This is a genomic window from Mesorhizobium sp. LMG 17147, assembly GCF_024297145.1.
In the GTDB taxonomy this organism is placed as follows: domain Bacteria; phylum Pseudomonadota; class Alphaproteobacteria; order Rhizobiales; family Rhizobiaceae; genus Mesorhizobium.
Map to the genome: position 1 here is coordinate 146,553 of NZ_JANCTC010000009.1, position 14,343 is coordinate 160,895.

Below are 14,343 nucleotides of genomic sequence, written 5' to 3' on the forward strand. Positions count from 1 at the left end.
CTCAAACGCCCGTCGCCGGGATGCCTGTACGTTCCACCTTGCGCGGCGCGGAAATCTCCTTCCAGGTCGACAGTGCCCGGTTGACCGCCGCGTTCGGCTCGCGAGCGACGAACTCGCCATGGCCGGGCTTTGCCTTGACTTCGTTTTCCTCGATCGACAGTTCGCCGCGCGAGAAGACGAAGCGCGGCAGGCCGGTCACCTCGAAACCTTCGAACACGTTGTAGTCGATCACCGACTGCTGCTTCTTGGCCGTGATCTTCTTCTTGCGCTTCGGGTCCCAGACGAGGATGTCGGCGTCCGCGCCTTCGACGATGGCGCCCTTCTTCGGGTACATGTTGAGTATCTTGGCGATGTTGGTCGAGGTCACCGCGACGAACTCGTTCATCGTCAGCCGGCCGGTGTTGACGCCGGTCGTCCACAGCACCGGCAAACGATCCTCGAGCCCGCCGGTGCCATTCGGAATCTTGGTGAAGTCGCCGACGCCGTTGCGCTTCTGTTTGGTGGTGAAGGCACAATGGTCGGTCGCCACCACTTGCAGCGACCCGGCCTGCAGGCCGGCCCACAGCGAATCCTGGTGCCATTTGTTGCGGAAGGGCGGGCTCATGACACGGCGCGCCGCATGGTCCCAGTCCTTGTTGAAATACTCGCTCTCGTCCAGCGTCAGATGCTGGATCAGCGGCTCGCCGAACACCCGCATGCCTTTCTGCCGCGCGCGGCGGATGGCCTCGTGCGCCTGCTCGCAGGAGACATGCACGACATACAGCGGCACGCCAGCCATGTCGGCGATCATGATGGCGCGGTTGGTCGCCTCGCCTTCCACTTCCGGCGGGCGCGAATAGGCGTGCCCCTCCGGGCCATTGTTGCCCGCCGCCAGCAGCTTCTGCGACAGGGCGGCCACCACGTCGCCATTCTCGGCATGGACCAGCGGCAGCGCGCCAAGATCGGCGCAGCGCTGGAACGACGAATACAACTCGTCGTCGTCGACCATCAGCGCGCCCTTGTAGGCCATGAAATGCTTGAACGAGGTAATGCCCCTGTCGACGACGGTTGCCATTTCGTCGAACACCTGCTTGCCCCACCAGGTGATCGCCATGTGGAAGGAATAATCGCAGGACGCCTTCGAGGTCTTGTTGTCCCACATCTGCAGGGCCTCGAGCAGCGATTGCTGCGGTGCCGGCAGGCAGAAATCGACGACCATCGTCGTGCCGCCGGCAAGGGCCGCGCGGGTGCCGGATTCGAAGTCATCGGCCGAATAGGTGCCCATGAACGGCATTTCGAGATGGGTATGCGGGTCGATGCCGCCCGGCATCACATAGCAGCCGCTGGCGTCGAACTCATGGTCGCCGTGAAGATTGGAACCGATGGCGACGATCTTGCCGTGCTGCATCAGCACATCGGCCTTCCAGGTGCGGTCGGCTGTGACGATGGTGCCGTTTCGGATGACTTTGGTCATTTTCTTGTTCCCTTGTGCTCTCGCGCTTCTTGTGAGCGTCTTGTCGGTGTTACAGGTGGGGTCAGGACCAACGGGGCTGTTAATGGCCTCTACATGACTCCAACTTCCCGCAGTATCTCTTCGATACACCCGTCGAAAGATTCCGCCAGATCTCCGGTCGAAAACCGCAGCACACGATAGCCCTGCCGGCCAAACCATGCATCGCGTATCCGATCCTTGTCCATTTGCTCCGGCGTGAAGTGATGCTCTCCGTCTACTTCGATGACGAGGTTCTTCTCATGCAGAACGAAGTCCGCAATGTAAGGCCCGATCGGCGCCTGCTTCCTGGCATGCAGGCCGTAGAGATGACCGAACTCTTTCAATTCCGACCAGAGCTTGCGTTCGCCATCCGTCATGTTTCGGCGTAATGCCCTGGCACGTTTGATGGCGGCGGGGTCGATACCGGTCGGTGCCAAAACGAGTACCCCCACCCTCAATCTCTTCCCGCAAAGGCAGAGAAATCGCGTACGAATTTTTTGCGAAGAGGGACCCCCACCCTAACCCTCCCCACAAGGAGGAGGGAATGCTGCCGCGCAATCCGACTTACGACCTTGGCGTTGGAAACGTTAGTAATTTGCCGCAAATCGGCGCTGACAGGAGTTCCCTCCCCCTTGTGGGGAGGGTTAGGGTGGGGGTCCCTCTTCGCAAGAATCCGTCTGCTCCAGCCCAAACCTCTCACCCTACGATCTCCGCCGTGTCGACCACCGCATGGAACAGCACATCGGCGCCGGCCGCTGCCCATTCCTTGGTGATTTCCTCGGCCTCGTTGTGGCTGAGACCGTCGACGCAAGGGCACATCACCATTGCGGTGGGCGCAACGCGGTTGATCCAGCAAGCGTCATGGCCGGCGCCCGAGACGATATTGCGATGCGTATATCCCAAGCGCTCCGCCGCATCCCGCACAGCCTTGACGCAGCCCGCGTCGAAGGTGACCGGGTCGAAATGGCCGACCTGCTCGATTTGATATTTGATGTCGAGCGCATCGCAGATCGTGTCGATGCCTTCGCGGATGCGCCCGTCCATGGCGTCCAGCACCTCCTTTTCCGGCGAGCGGATGTCGATGGTGAAGACGGTGCGCCCGGCGATGATGTTGCGCGAATTCGGATATGCCTCCATATGGCCGACCGCGCCGACGGCGTCGGGTTGGTAGTCCATGGCGATCTCGTGCACCAATTCGATCACCCGCGCCATGCCGAGCCCGGCATTGCGGCGCTTGGGCATTGGCGTCGAGCCGGTGTGCGCTTCCTTGCCGATCAGTGTGACCTGCACCCATTTCAGCCCTTGCCCATGGGTGACGACGCCGATGTCGATGCCTTCGTCCTCGAGGATCGGCCCTTGCTCGATATGCAGTTCGAAGAAGGCGTGGATCTTGCGCTCGCCGACCTTCTCGGTGCCCTTCCAGCCGATGCGTTCGAGCTCTTCGCCGAACTTCTTGCCGTCCTTGTCGACATGCTCGTAGACGTCGGTCTGGTCGAGTACGCCGGCGAAGACGCCTGACGCCATCATCGCAGGGGCGAAGCGCGCACCCTCCTCGTTGGTCCAGTTGGTGACGACAATCGGGTGTTTCGTCTTGATGCCGAGATCGTTGAGCGAGCGCACAACCTCCAGCCCACCGAGCACGCCGAGCACGCCGTCATATTTGCCGCCGGTCGGCTGGGTGTCGAGATGGCTGCCGACATAGACCGGCGGCAGGCTGGGGTCGGTGCCTTCGCGGCGGGCAAACATCGTGCCCATCTCGTCGACGCCCATTTCGAGCCCCGCCTCATCGCACCAGCGCTTGAACAGGTGCCGCCCTTCGCCGTCCTCGTCGGTAACGGTCTGGCGATTATTGCCGCCGGCGATGCCGGGGCCGATCTTCGCCATCTCCATTATCGAATCCCACAAACGGTCTGAATTGATTCGCAGATTCTCGCCGGGGGCTGCCATATAAAGTCCTCTTCTATTGCGCGGCGTCCCCCTCCCCCTCGAGGGGAGGGTGGCCGCGAAGCGGTCGGGTGGGGTCGGCTGACATGCGCGCGACCTTCTCCTTGACCACCTGTGCGACATGCCAAGCGCTGTTTATGACATCGGGCTCATCGACACGAAAGATATCGAACCCAAGCGATCGCAGATAGGCATCACGGACGGCGTCGTGCCGTTTGCCCTTCTCCTGTTCGTGCAAGTCGCCATCCACTTCCACCACCAGCTTTACAGCGAGGCAAGCGAAGTCGACGATATACGGTCCGATGGGGCACTGGCGCCGGAACTTGATGCCGGCCGATTTCAGCTCGCGCAGTTCATACCAAAGCAGGGATTCGCCCTTGGTCGCGTGAACTCGCAGCGCCCGTGCCTTTTGGCGCATTTCGAAGCTCACACGGGTACGGGGCATCAAAAACGACCTCGCAGCAAAAGATCAGGTCGGCGCACTGCCGCACCGACCCCACCCGGCCGCTTCGCGGCCACCCTCCCCTCAAGGGGGAGGGATATCCGCGCCCGATTCTTCAATCCACCGCCCTCAGCACTTCGCGCACGTGGTCGATCAATTCGTTGATCTGGCCTTTGGTGATGATCAGCGGCGGTGACAGCGCGATGATGTCGCCGGTGGTTCGGATCAATGCACCGCGCTCGAACGCCTTCACAAAAGCCGAGAAGGCGCGTTTCGTCGGCTGACCGGCGATCGGCGCCAGTTCGATCGCACCGATCAGGCCGATATTGCGGATGTCGATGACATTCGGCTCGCCCTTCAGCGAATGCAGCGCGTCCTCCCAGTACGGCGCCAGTTCCTCGCCGCGCGTCAGCAGCCCCTCTTCCTTGTAGGTGTCGAGCGTGCCCAGCGCCGCGGCGCAGGCGATCGGATTGCCCGAATAGGTGTAGCCGTGGAAGAACTCGATCATGTGCTCGGGCCCGGTCATGAAGGCGTCGTGGATTTCCTTCTTCACGAACACCGCGCCCATCGGGATGACGCCGTTGGAGACGCCTTTGGCGGTGGTCATGATATCGGGCGTGACGCCGAAATAGTCGGCGGCAAACGGCGTGCCGAGACGGCCGAAGCCGGTGATGACCTCATCGAAAATCAGCAAGATGCCATGCTTGGTGCAGATCTCGCGAAGCTTCTGCAAATAGCCCTTCGGCGGCAGGATGACGCCGGTGGAACCGGCAACCGGCTCAACGATGACGGCGGCGATTGTCGAGGCGTCGTGCAGGGCAACGATACGCTCTAATTCGTTCGCCAGTTCGGCGCCATGTTCGGGCACGCCCTTGGTGAAGGAGTTCTTTTCCGGCAGATGGGTGTGTGGCATGTGATCGACGCCGCCGAGCAGCGTGCCGAACATCTTGCGGTTTGTAACGATGCCGCCAACCGAAATGCCGCCGAAATTGACGCCGTGATAGCCGCGTTCGCGGCCGATCAGGCGGGTGCGCGATCCCTCGCCTTTTGCGCGGTGATAGGCGATGGCCATCTTCAGCGCGGTCTCGACCGACTCCGATCCGGAATTGGTGAAGAACACATGGTCCATGCCCTTCGGCGCGATATCGACCAGCCGATTTGCAAGCTCGAACACGATCGGGTGACCCATCTGGAACGCCGGCGCATAATCGAGCTCTGCCGCCTGGCTCTGGATCGCCTCGGTGATTTTCGGACGGCAGTGGCCGGCATTGACGCACCACAGGCCGGCGGTGCCGTCGAGAACCTTGCGCCCGTCGCTGGTCGTGTAATGCATGTCCTTGGCGGACACGAACATGCGCGGCGCCTGCTTGAACTGCCGGTTTGCCGTGAACGGCATCCAGAATGCGCTGAGATCGTTCGGCGTGACTTTCAGCCGGTTGGACATGACCAAGACTTCCCCCTGTAACCCGTTTCGGTGCGGCTAACGCCTGGTCTTTCCAACACTTGGTCTTTGCTGCGTTTTCGTGCTACGCAAATTTTTGACCGGTTGGACAAACGTTAGCACCGCCTTATCGGCGGTCAAGGGATTACTAGCGGAAATGCGGCTTTCGAAGTGCGCTCCACAGGGCGGAGAAAAACTGGTCCAGAGAATTGGTCCAGACACCCCTCGTGGCGAAGGTTTTTCGAGGTGACGGGGGCGGTCGAAAGCTCCGCTCCTCGCCGCACCCGCATCCAGCTGGAAAAGCGCGAGCTCATCCTAGAGGCGGCGCTCGAAGTCTTCTCCACCAACGGTTTTCGCGGCTCGACCATCGACCAGATAGCCGAAGCCGCCGGCATGTCGAAGCCGAACCTGCTCTATTATTTCCGCCGCAAGGAGGACATCCACGAGACGCTGATGCAGCGGCTTCTCGACACCTGGCTGGCACCGCTGCGCGAACTCGACGATATTGGCGATCCCTTGACCGAACTGCGCAGCTATATCAGGCGCAAGCTCGAAATGGCGCGCGATTTCCCGCGCGAGAGCCGGCTGTTCGCCAACGAGATCCTGCAGGGCGCGCCGCGCATCATGCCGATGCTGGAGGGCGAGTTGAAGACGCTGGTCGACGAGAAGGCCAACGTCATCAAGGGCTGGATGCGCGCCGGCAAGATTGCCCGCACCGACCCCTGGCACCTGATCTTCTCGATCTGGGCGACGACGCAGCACTATGCCGATTTCGACGTCCAGGTCCGCGCCGTGCTCGGCCCCGATCGCGGCGGCGACGGCCGCTTCGAGGATGCCGCAAGGTTTCTCGAGCAACTGTTCATCGACGGGCTGAAGCCGAAGGGCTGAGGCTTCAGCGAAGCGATGGGCATCACGCGCTGCGCCGCTCGGCCGGAAGCGTCTCCAGCAGTTGTTCGAGCTTGGCGATCGAGTTCTGCTCGGCGAGCGGCGTGTAGACGATCAGCTTCATGTCCGAGCCGTCGTCGATCGACAGGCTCATATGCTCGAAAGCCATGGCGCCCGCTATCGGGTGCCGGACATGCTTCACACCCGATAGGTTGCGGGCCACGTCGCGTAGCGGCCACCAGGCGCGAAACTCCGGGCTCGAGCGCGTCATCAGCGCGATCAGCCGCTCGAAATCCGGATCGCCGACATATCTGGCGCTTTCTGCCCGGAATGACGCCAGCACGGCACGCGCCAGTTCCTCCCAGTCGACGAGCAGGCGCCGGTGCTGCGGGCTGGTGAACACCATATGGACAATGTTGCGGGCATCGCCCTCCAGCAGACCATAGTCGCCGAACACGGCTGCCGCGGCAGAGTTCCAGGCCAGCACGTCCCAGCGCCGCCCAAGGACATAGGCCGGCTGCAGGACCAGGCTCTGCAGCATGTGCAGTAACGGGCTATCGACTTTTTCCGGCGCATCGACGCGACGCTCCGGCTGCGGTCGGCCGGCAAGGATGAACAGATGCCGTTGCTCGGCCGTGTCCAGGCGCAGCGCCCGGCTGAGCGCCGTCAGCACCTCTGCCGATGGCCGAACGTCGCGGCCCTGCTCCAGCCAGGTGTACCAGATCGTGCCGACGCCGGCGATCATCGCCACTTCCTCACGCCGCAGCCCGGGCGTGCGCCGGCGCAATCCGGTTGATATGCCGGTGGCCGAAGGCGTCAGCCTTTCGCGCCGCGAGCGCAGGAAGGCGCCAAGCTCGCGGCGGCGGCTGTCTTCGGCGGAATGCGTGGTGGAATCCATCGGCGCTATTATAGCAGTACCGATACCAGGATAAAGTTTGAACTGTTTGCCAAGTGGCTGGTGCCCCATCTTTCCGCTCAGCGCTATGAGATGGAGGCTCCGAACATGGAACTGAAAGACAAGACAATCCTCATCACAGGGTCTACCGACGGCGTCGGCCGCGTCGTCGCGCAAAGGCTCGGCGCTGGCGGCGCGCGCATCCTGGTGCATGGCCGCGACGCGACAAGGGGCAAGGCGATCGTGGCCGAAATCGAAGCCGCCGGCGGCAAGGCCGAGCTGCTGGTCGCCGACCTCTCCTCCCTGGCGGAAGTTCGCCGCCTCGCCGAGGCCGTGCGCGCAAGGACCAAGCGGCTCGATGTCCTTATCAACAATGCCGGCATCGGCACCGCCGGCCCCAACGCGAAACGCCAGGTCAGCGCCGACGGCTACGAGCTGCGCTTTGCCGTCAACTATCTCGCCGGCTTCCTGCTCACCACGGAGCTGTTGCCTCTGCTCAAGTCCAGCGCGCCGGCGCGCATCGTCAACGTCGCCTCGGCCGGCCAGCAGGCGATCGACTTCGACGACGTCATGCTGACCCGCTCCTATGACGGCGTCCGTGCCTACTGCCAGAGCAAGCTGGCGCAGATCATGTTCACCATCGATCTGGCGGAGCAGCTGAACGGCACCGGCGTCACGGTCAACAGCCTGCATCCGGCAAGCTACATGAACACTACGATGGTGCGGCAGGCGGGCATCACACCCTGGAGCTCGGTCGAAACCGGCGCCGAGGCCATCATCAACCTCGCCACATCGCCGGCGCTTGAGGGGCGAAGCGGCCTCTATTTCGACGGCCAAAGAGAATCCCGCGCCGATGCACAAGCCTATGACGCGAAGGCGAGGCAGCAGCTGCGCGAATTGAGTCTCGGCCTTGTCGGGCTCGCACGCTCCTCCGCAACATCGAAGAAAGAAAATTCATGATCCAGAAAACCAATCACACCGTGGTCGTCGGCGGCTCCTCCGGCATCGGCCTCGCCACCGCGAAAAAGCTGCTCGGCCCGGGCATGAAGGTGACGATCACCGGGCGCAACCAGGAAAGGCTCGACAACGCATGGCAAAGCCTTGGCGGCGCGGTCGAAAAAGCTGCCTTCGACGCCGCGAAGCCGGACGAGGTTCGCCAGTTCTTCAGCGATCTCGGCCCTTTCGATCACCTGGTGCTGGCCGCCAGCGGCGGCAAGGGGCTCGGCCCGTTCGAAACACTTGACCTGACCGACATCGGCGGTGGCGTCGACGAGAAGGTCCGGCCACAGCTCTCCTGCCTGCAGGCCGCCTTGCCGACGCTGAACAAGAGCGGCTCGGTGACTTTCATCTCGGCGGTGTCGGCGCAATTGTCGGCGCCCGGCGTCGCCGGCATCGCCGCCGTCAACGGCATGCTGCTGACCGTGGTGCCGATCCTGGCGATGGAGCTGAAGCCATTACGCGTCAATGTCGTGGCGCCGGGTGTCATCGACACGCCATGGTGGGATTTTTTGCCCGACGATCAGCGGCAGGCGGTGTTTACCGAATATGCCGGCAAGACGCCGGTCGGCCGCATCGGCCGCGCCGAGGACGTCGCCGAGGCGATTGCCTTCCTGGTTTCGAACAGCTTCGTCACCGGCCAGGTCCTGACCTGCGACGGAGGTTTGCGATATGCGGCGTAAAGCGGCTGCCCCAGGCGACGGTCGTTGTCAAAGCGGCTGCGCGATCAGCGCCAGAAATCCTCCGGTCAACGCCACGTTGCCGACAAAGCCATTGATGCGGGACGCGCGCTCCGGGCCCTGATGATCCCAGAAATTATGGAACATCGGTGTAGCGACAATCAGGAACAGGATCAGGCATGCCGCCGCCAGAGCGGTCCAGATGCCGGCGATCACCAGCGCTCCGGCGATGATCTGCAGGACGATCCCCAGCCACAGCACCAGCCGCGCCTGTGGCACGCCACGCGTCGTCATCAATTGGCTCACCAACGCTGCGTTCTGAATGTTGCGTAGGCCGGCAAAGACAAAAGCGCCTCCAAGCAGCAGGCGGGCGGCGAATAGGATTTCATTATTAAAGTTTGAAAGCATGCTGTCGGTCCTTGGAAAAGAGGCGCGCGGCGCAAGGCCGCGCGCCTGTCCTCAAGCGGCCTTGACCGCCGGCATCGGATGGATTGCATGGAACGGAACGCAAAGCCGGTTCCAGGTATTGATCATGCCGAGCGCAACCGACAGCTTGACCAGTTCCTCTTCCGAGAAATGCTCGAGCGTCCTTGCATAGAGTTCGTCCGAAATATCGTTATCGGCGATCCTGGTCAGCGCGTCGGTCCAGGCGAATGCTGCGCGTTCACGCTCGGAAAACAGCGGCGACTCCTTCCAGGCGGAGACGAGATAGAGCCGTTGTTCGCCTTCGCCGTCGCGGCGCGCTTCGCGGCTGTGCATCTCGACGCAATACGAGCAGCCGTTGATCTGCGACGCCCTGAGCTTGATCAGATGCAACAGGCTTTTTTCGAGCCCGCATTCGTCGACTGCCTTGTTGAGCGCCGACACCGCTTTCATGATCTCCGGCGCCGCGCCGAAAAATTGCAGCCTCTGTTTCATCGTCTGTAGCCTTTCATGCTTGCTTGGTGGAACTTGATTTCTGCGGCCGCTGATGGCGTTCGACGAAGGCGCAGTTCGCGACGATCGAACGGGGATCGGCGTCCGCCGTGTATTCTGCAACGATGTCGGACAGCCGGGCGTCGGCGAGCGCGGCGCGATAGGCACGCTCGGCCTTCAGCATGGCTACGTTGATGCCGCAAGGTTTGACATAGACTGAGGCATCGAGCTTCGCTGGGCCGCGCTGGCGGATTTCGGCGCAGCGGAAGGCCGGTTCGCGCCCCTCGACGGCCAGCACGATATCGAGCAGCGTTATGCGTTCCGCCGGCCGCGCCAGCCGGTAGCCGCCGTACGGCCCCGGCACCGATTCCAGAATGCCCGACGTTGTCAGCATGTTGAGATGCTTAAGCAGATAGCTCGGCGACAGCCCGAACGCTTCGGCCATGGCAGCACCCGGCATAGTCGCCGCGCCTTCCATGCCGGCTAGCATGGCGGCGCAGTGGATGGCCGCTTCGACGCCCTCGCCCAGCTTCATTTCGCTCTCCTATTCATGGATACATGTTATCCTGGATAAGAAGCATCCGCAATATCTATTTGAAAAAAGCGGCGCCCGCAGGTGCCGCTTTCCCACAACGCGCTGTTCGCTACTCCGCCGCCACCTTGGCCATCGGATTGTTCGGATGCGTCGTCCAGTTGGCATAGATCGGCGACACCGGCCTGCCGGTGCGCTGGTCGATCACGCCGGCCGCCAGCGGCTCCATGGTGATGCAATTCTCGACCGGACAGACATTGACACAGAGATTGCAGCCGACACATTCGGCCTCGATCACCTCGAAATGCCTGACGCCGTCGACCATGCTGGTGATCGCCTGGTGCGAGGTGTCCTCGCAGGCGATGTGGCAGCGGCCGCATTTGATGCAGGCGTCCTGGTCGATATGCGCCTTGGCGACGTAATTGAGGTTGAGATACTGCCAGTCGGTGACGTTGGGCGTGGCGCGGCCGATGATGTCGTCCAGCGAGGCATGGCCCTTCTCGTCCATCCAGTTTTCCAGGCCGGCGATCATGTCCTGCACGATCTTGAAGCCATAGGTCATCGCCGCCGTGCACACCTGCACATTGCCGGCGCCGAGCGCCATGAATTCGGCGGCGTCACGCCAGGTGGTGATGCCGCCGATGCCGGAGATCGGCAGGCCCTTCGTTTCCGGATCGCGCGCGATCTCGGCCACCATGTTCATGGCGATCGGCTTCACCGCCGGGCCGCAATAGCCGCCATGCGAACCCTTGCCGTCGATCGTCGGCTCCGGCGCGAAACTATCGAGATTGACGCCGGTAATCGAGTTGATGGTGTTGATCAGCGACACCGCGTCGGTGCCGCCGGCAAGGGCAGCGCGTGCCGGCTTGCGTATGTCGGTGATGTTGGGCGTCAGCTTGGTGATGACAGGCATGCGGGTATTGGCCTTGCACCAGCGCACCACCATTTCGATGTATTCCGGCACCTGGCCGACCGCCGCACCCATGCCGCGTTCCGACATGCCATGCGGGCAGCCGAAATTGAGTTCGATGCCGTCGGCGCCGGTCTCCTCGACCACCGGCAGGATCGCCTTCCAGGCATGCTCCTCGCACGGCACCATCAGCGAGACGACTATTGCCCGGTCGGGCCAGTCCATCTTGACCTGCTTGATCTCGCGCAGATTGACCTGCAGGTCGCGATCGGTGATCAGCTCGATGTTATTGAGGCCGAGCAGACGACGGTCGGCGCCCCAGATCGCGCCATAGCGTGGCCCGTTGACGTTGACCACCGGTGGGCCCTCTTCCCCGAGCGTCTTCCACACCACGCCGCCCCAGCCCGCCTTGAAGGCGCGGATGACGTTGTAAGCCTTGTCGGTCGGCGGCGCCGAGGCCAGCCAGAACGGGTTCGGCGACTTGATGCCGACGAAATTGTTGCGGATGTCTGCCATGCTCATGCCCTCCCGTTCGAGGTCAGTGCCCGATGAATGCTCTCCGCCGCATCGCGGCCTTGCGCGACGGCTGAAACAGTCAGGTCGTCGCCGCCGAAAATGCAGTCGCCGCCAGCCCAGACATTGGCCAGCGAGGTGCGCCCTTCCGCGTCGACCTTGATGCGGCCGGCTTCCAGGGCAAGCAAGGCTCCGCTGCCGTTGAGCGCAGCCGGGACAAAGCTCTGGCCGATCGCCTTGAACACCTGATCGGCGACGAGCGTCAGCCGTTCGCCGGTGCCGACGAGCCGGTCGCCGTCCATCGCGGTGTATTCGAGCTCGATCGCCGACACCTTGCCGGCGTCGGCAATGACCCGCTTCGGCTGCAACCAGTGCCGGATGATGACGCCGTTGGCGGCAGCCAGATCCTGTTCGAATTCGGAGGCATTCATGTGCTCCGGGCCGCGCCGATAGCAGATCGTCACCTCTTCGGCACCAAGCAGCCTCGATTGCACAGCCGCGTCGATCGCCGTCATGCCGCCGCCGATGACGACAACACGCCGGCCGACCGGCAGGCTGGCCAGATCACTGGCCTGACGCAGCTCGGCAATGAACTCGACGGCATTGGTGACGCCTTGCGCCTCCTCGCCGTCCGCCCGCAAGGCATTGACGCCGGCAAGCCCCATGCCGAGGAACACCGCATCGTAATTCCTGGTCAGGTCCGACAGCTGGTAATCGCGGCCGAGCGCCTTGCCGTTCTGGATGTCGATGCCGCCGATCGACGTGACATAGTCGACTTCGGCCTGGGCAAAATTGTCGACGCTCTTATAGGCCGCGATACCGTACTCATTGAGCCCGCCGGGCTTCGGCCGGGCTTCCAGGATGGTCACGTCGTGGCCGTGGCGGGCAAGCCGATGCGCGGCCGCGAGCCCGGCCGGTCCGGCGCCGACCACGGCGACCGTCTTGCCGGTCGGTTCGGCGCGCTTGTAGAACTGCTTGTTTTCAGCCATCGCGACATCGGTGGCGTAGCGCTGAAGGCGGCCAATCTGCACCGGTTTGCCTTCTGCCACCTCGCGCACGCAGACCTCTTCGCACAGCGTCTCGGTCGGGCAGACGCGGGCGCACATGCCGCCCAAAATATTCTGGTCGAAGATCGTCTTGGCCGAGCCGATCGGATTGCCGGTCGCGATCTGGCGGATGAACAGCGGGATGTCGATCGAGGTCGGGCACGCATTCATGCACGGCGCGTCGTAGCAGAAATAGCAGCGGTCGGATTCGACCAGCGCCTCGTGATGATCGAGCGGCGGATGCAGATCGGAAAAATTGTCGGCATATTGTTCCGGCGAAAGTCGCCCGCCGGCAATGCCTTGCTTGAACTGGCCTTCTGGCATCGTCAGTTCCCCATGTTCTTGTTTTGGGGAAGGCTAGCACGTTTTATTTTTTTATCAATTGGTCAATTTTCGGCGCAAGCCGCTGGAACGGTTCAACAAACATGATGATCAAACTCATATTTTGAGCTGCCTGATGGCTCTGTCGAAAGGCCGAAATGCCGCTTCGTCGGCGCTAGGCGCTTGCATAAGCTTGAGCACTTGATGCCATCCCCCGCGAACGAGGAAGAAACGCATAACAACCATGCGCATGCACGTCTCGCCGGCTAAGCCGCCACGAGCGATATAGGCCGCCGGCGTTCCAGCCGGGTGGTATAGACCGAAGATCCTCCGCTGTAGGAAATCCAAACACAAAGCGCGCAGGCCACGGGCTGTGCGCCATAACTTTTTTTTGGCCGCTGTCGGATTTTCGTCGCGAAGATCGTCCTAGAATGGATCGCGCATGATCGATGTACAAACCGCAAGGAGCACGACAATGCCACAGTCCCCGATGCCCTTCTTCTGGTACGAGTTGATGACCACCGATCTCGACGCCGCCGAGGCGTTTTACACCTCGGTGGTGGGCTGGAGGGGGCAGCCTTTCGAAGGCGCCCCGGGCATGCCGCGCTATATCGTCATGAATGTCGGCGAGCGCGGCGTCGGCGGGCTGATGACGCTGCCCGAGGACGCGCGCAAGATGGGCATGCCGCCGGCCTGGATCGGTTATATCCTCACCAGGGACGTCGATGCCGCAACGGCGTCCCTCAAGAAGGCTGGTGGCGCGGTTCACCGCGAGCCCGACGACATTCCTGGCGTCGGCCGCTTCGCCGTCGTTGCCGACCCGCAAGGCGCGATATTCAACTTCCTGCAGCCCAGCGGCCCCGACCAGCCGCCGCTGCCGTTGACGACACCCGGCAACATCGGCTGGCATGAGCTCTACACGTCAGACTGGAAGGCGGCGTTCGATTTCTATTCCAGCCAGTTCGGCTGGGAGAAGGGCGACGCCATGGATATGGGTCCGATGGGGGTCTACCAGCTTTTCGCCTTCGGCGGCGGGCCGGTTGGCGGCATAATGAACAAGCCCGAGCAGATCCCGGCGCCGGTCTGGCAGTTCTATTTCAACGTGCCCGGCATCGACGCGGCAGCCAAGCGTGTCACCGATAATGGCGGCAAGATCCTCATGGGTCCGATGGAGGTTCCCGGCGGCAGCTGGATCGTGCAGTGCACGGACCCGCAAGGCGCCCATTTCGCGCTGATGGCACCGACGCGGTAACAGGCCGCGCCAATTGCGGGGCCGCCTTCGTGCGGCCCCAAGGCTGCAGCACTCCTCACGACTCACTCACCGACAGTTGATGGCAGGCCGGATCATGTGA

15 protein-coding genes are annotated in these 14,343 nt (G+C 62.7%); 4 read left to right on the forward strand and 11 right to left on the reverse strand.

All coding sequences use genetic code 11. The features are described from left to right. Position 1: 1 nt before the first annotated feature. From hydA to NMG46_RS18500, 5 genes are all read right to left on the reverse strand, one after another. A complete protein-coding gene (hydA, locus tag NMG46_RS18480) occupies positions 2 to 1,453 on the reverse strand; it encodes a dihydropyrimidinase (protein ID WP_254819037.1) in 1,452 nt (483 codons plus the stop codon). Positions 1,454 to 1,542: 89 nt separating this feature from the next. After that, entirely contained in the window at positions 1,543 to 1,923 is a 381-nt protein-coding gene (locus NMG46_RS18485) for an endonuclease domain-containing protein (RefSeq protein ID WP_254819038.1), read from the reverse strand. Between the two features lie 244 nt (positions 1,924 to 2,167). Next, positions 2,168 to 3,418, reverse strand: a complete 1,251-nt coding sequence (locus NMG46_RS18490; protein WP_254819039.1) for a Zn-dependent hydrolase — start codon at positions 3,416 to 3,418, stop codon at positions 2,168 to 2,170. A gap of 13 nt (positions 3,419 to 3,431) precedes the next feature. Then, positions 3,432 to 3,833, reverse strand: a complete 402-nt coding sequence (locus tag NMG46_RS18495) for an endonuclease domain-containing protein (RefSeq protein ID WP_254819040.1) — start codon at positions 3,831 to 3,833, stop codon at positions 3,432 to 3,434. Between the two features lie 139 nt (positions 3,834 to 3,972). Beyond that, entirely contained in the window at positions 3,973 to 5,301 is a 1,329-nt protein-coding gene (locus NMG46_RS18500) for an aspartate aminotransferase family protein (protein ID WP_254819041.1), read from the reverse strand. 243 nt (positions 5,302 to 5,544) lie between these two features. Here NMG46_RS18500 and NMG46_RS18505 point away from each other — a divergent pair, with 243 nt between their 5' ends. Then, entirely contained in the window at positions 5,545 to 6,186 is a 642-nt protein-coding gene (locus tag NMG46_RS18505; RefSeq protein ID WP_254819042.1) for a TetR family transcriptional regulator C-terminal domain-containing protein, read from the forward strand. Positions 6,187 to 6,208: 22 nt separating this feature from the next. On the opposite strand, the gene NMG46_RS18510 is transcribed toward NMG46_RS18505, so the two are convergent. Further along, on the reverse strand, positions 6,209 to 7,081 hold the full coding sequence (locus NMG46_RS18510) for a helix-turn-helix transcriptional regulator (RefSeq protein WP_254819043.1): 873 nt from the start codon (positions 7,079 to 7,081) through the stop codon (positions 6,209 to 6,211). A 105-nt stretch (positions 7,082 to 7,186) separates the two neighbouring features. On the opposite strand from NMG46_RS18510, the gene NMG46_RS18515 reads away from it, so the two are divergent. Beyond that, the gene (locus NMG46_RS18515) at positions 7,187 to 8,038 is read left to right on the forward strand and encodes an SDR family NAD(P)-dependent oxidoreductase (protein WP_254819044.1); all 852 of its coding nucleotides are present in this window, start codon (positions 7,187 to 7,189) and stop codon (positions 8,036 to 8,038) included. Continuing rightward, a complete protein-coding gene (locus NMG46_RS18520; protein WP_254819045.1) occupies positions 8,035 to 8,757 on the forward strand; it encodes an SDR family oxidoreductase in 723 nt (240 codons plus the stop codon). Before NMG46_RS18515 ends, NMG46_RS18520 begins: the two co-directional genes overlap by 4 nt. Before the next feature lie 27 nt (positions 8,758 to 8,784). Here the strand turns inward: NMG46_RS18520 and NMG46_RS18525 are convergent, their stop codons facing one another. From NMG46_RS18525 to NMG46_RS18545, 5 genes are all read right to left on the reverse strand, one after another. Beyond that, entirely contained in the window at positions 8,785 to 9,162 is a 378-nt protein-coding gene (locus NMG46_RS18525) for a DoxX family protein (protein ID WP_254819046.1), read from the reverse strand. 51 nt (positions 9,163 to 9,213) lie between these two features. Further along, complete coding sequence (locus tag NMG46_RS18530; RefSeq protein ID WP_254819047.1) at positions 9,214 to 9,672, reverse strand: carboxymuconolactone decarboxylase family protein; 459 nt, start codon at positions 9,670 to 9,672, stop codon at positions 9,214 to 9,216. Positions 9,673 to 9,685: 13 nt separating this feature from the next. Continuing rightward, the gene (locus NMG46_RS18535; protein ID WP_254819048.1) at positions 9,686 to 10,204 is read right to left on the reverse strand and encodes an Rrf2 family transcriptional regulator; all 519 of its coding nucleotides are present in this window, start codon (positions 10,202 to 10,204) and stop codon (positions 9,686 to 9,688) included. A 109-nt stretch (positions 10,205 to 10,313) separates the two neighbouring features. Further along, entirely contained in the window at positions 10,314 to 11,627 is a 1,314-nt protein-coding gene (gene preA / locus NMG46_RS18540) for an NAD-dependent dihydropyrimidine dehydrogenase subunit PreA (RefSeq protein ID WP_254819049.1), read from the reverse strand. A gap of 2 nt (positions 11,628 to 11,629) precedes the next feature. After that, positions 11,630 to 12,994, reverse strand: a complete 1,365-nt coding sequence (locus tag NMG46_RS18545) for an NAD(P)-dependent oxidoreductase (protein WP_254819050.1) — start codon at positions 12,992 to 12,994, stop codon at positions 11,630 to 11,632. Positions 12,995 to 13,466: 472 nt separating this feature from the next. Here NMG46_RS18545 and NMG46_RS18550 point away from each other — a divergent pair, with 472 nt between their 5' ends. Continuing rightward, entirely contained in the window at positions 13,467 to 14,243 is a 777-nt protein-coding gene (locus NMG46_RS18550; RefSeq protein WP_254819051.1) for a VOC family protein, read from the forward strand. Positions 14,244 to 14,343: the final 100 nt, after the last annotated feature.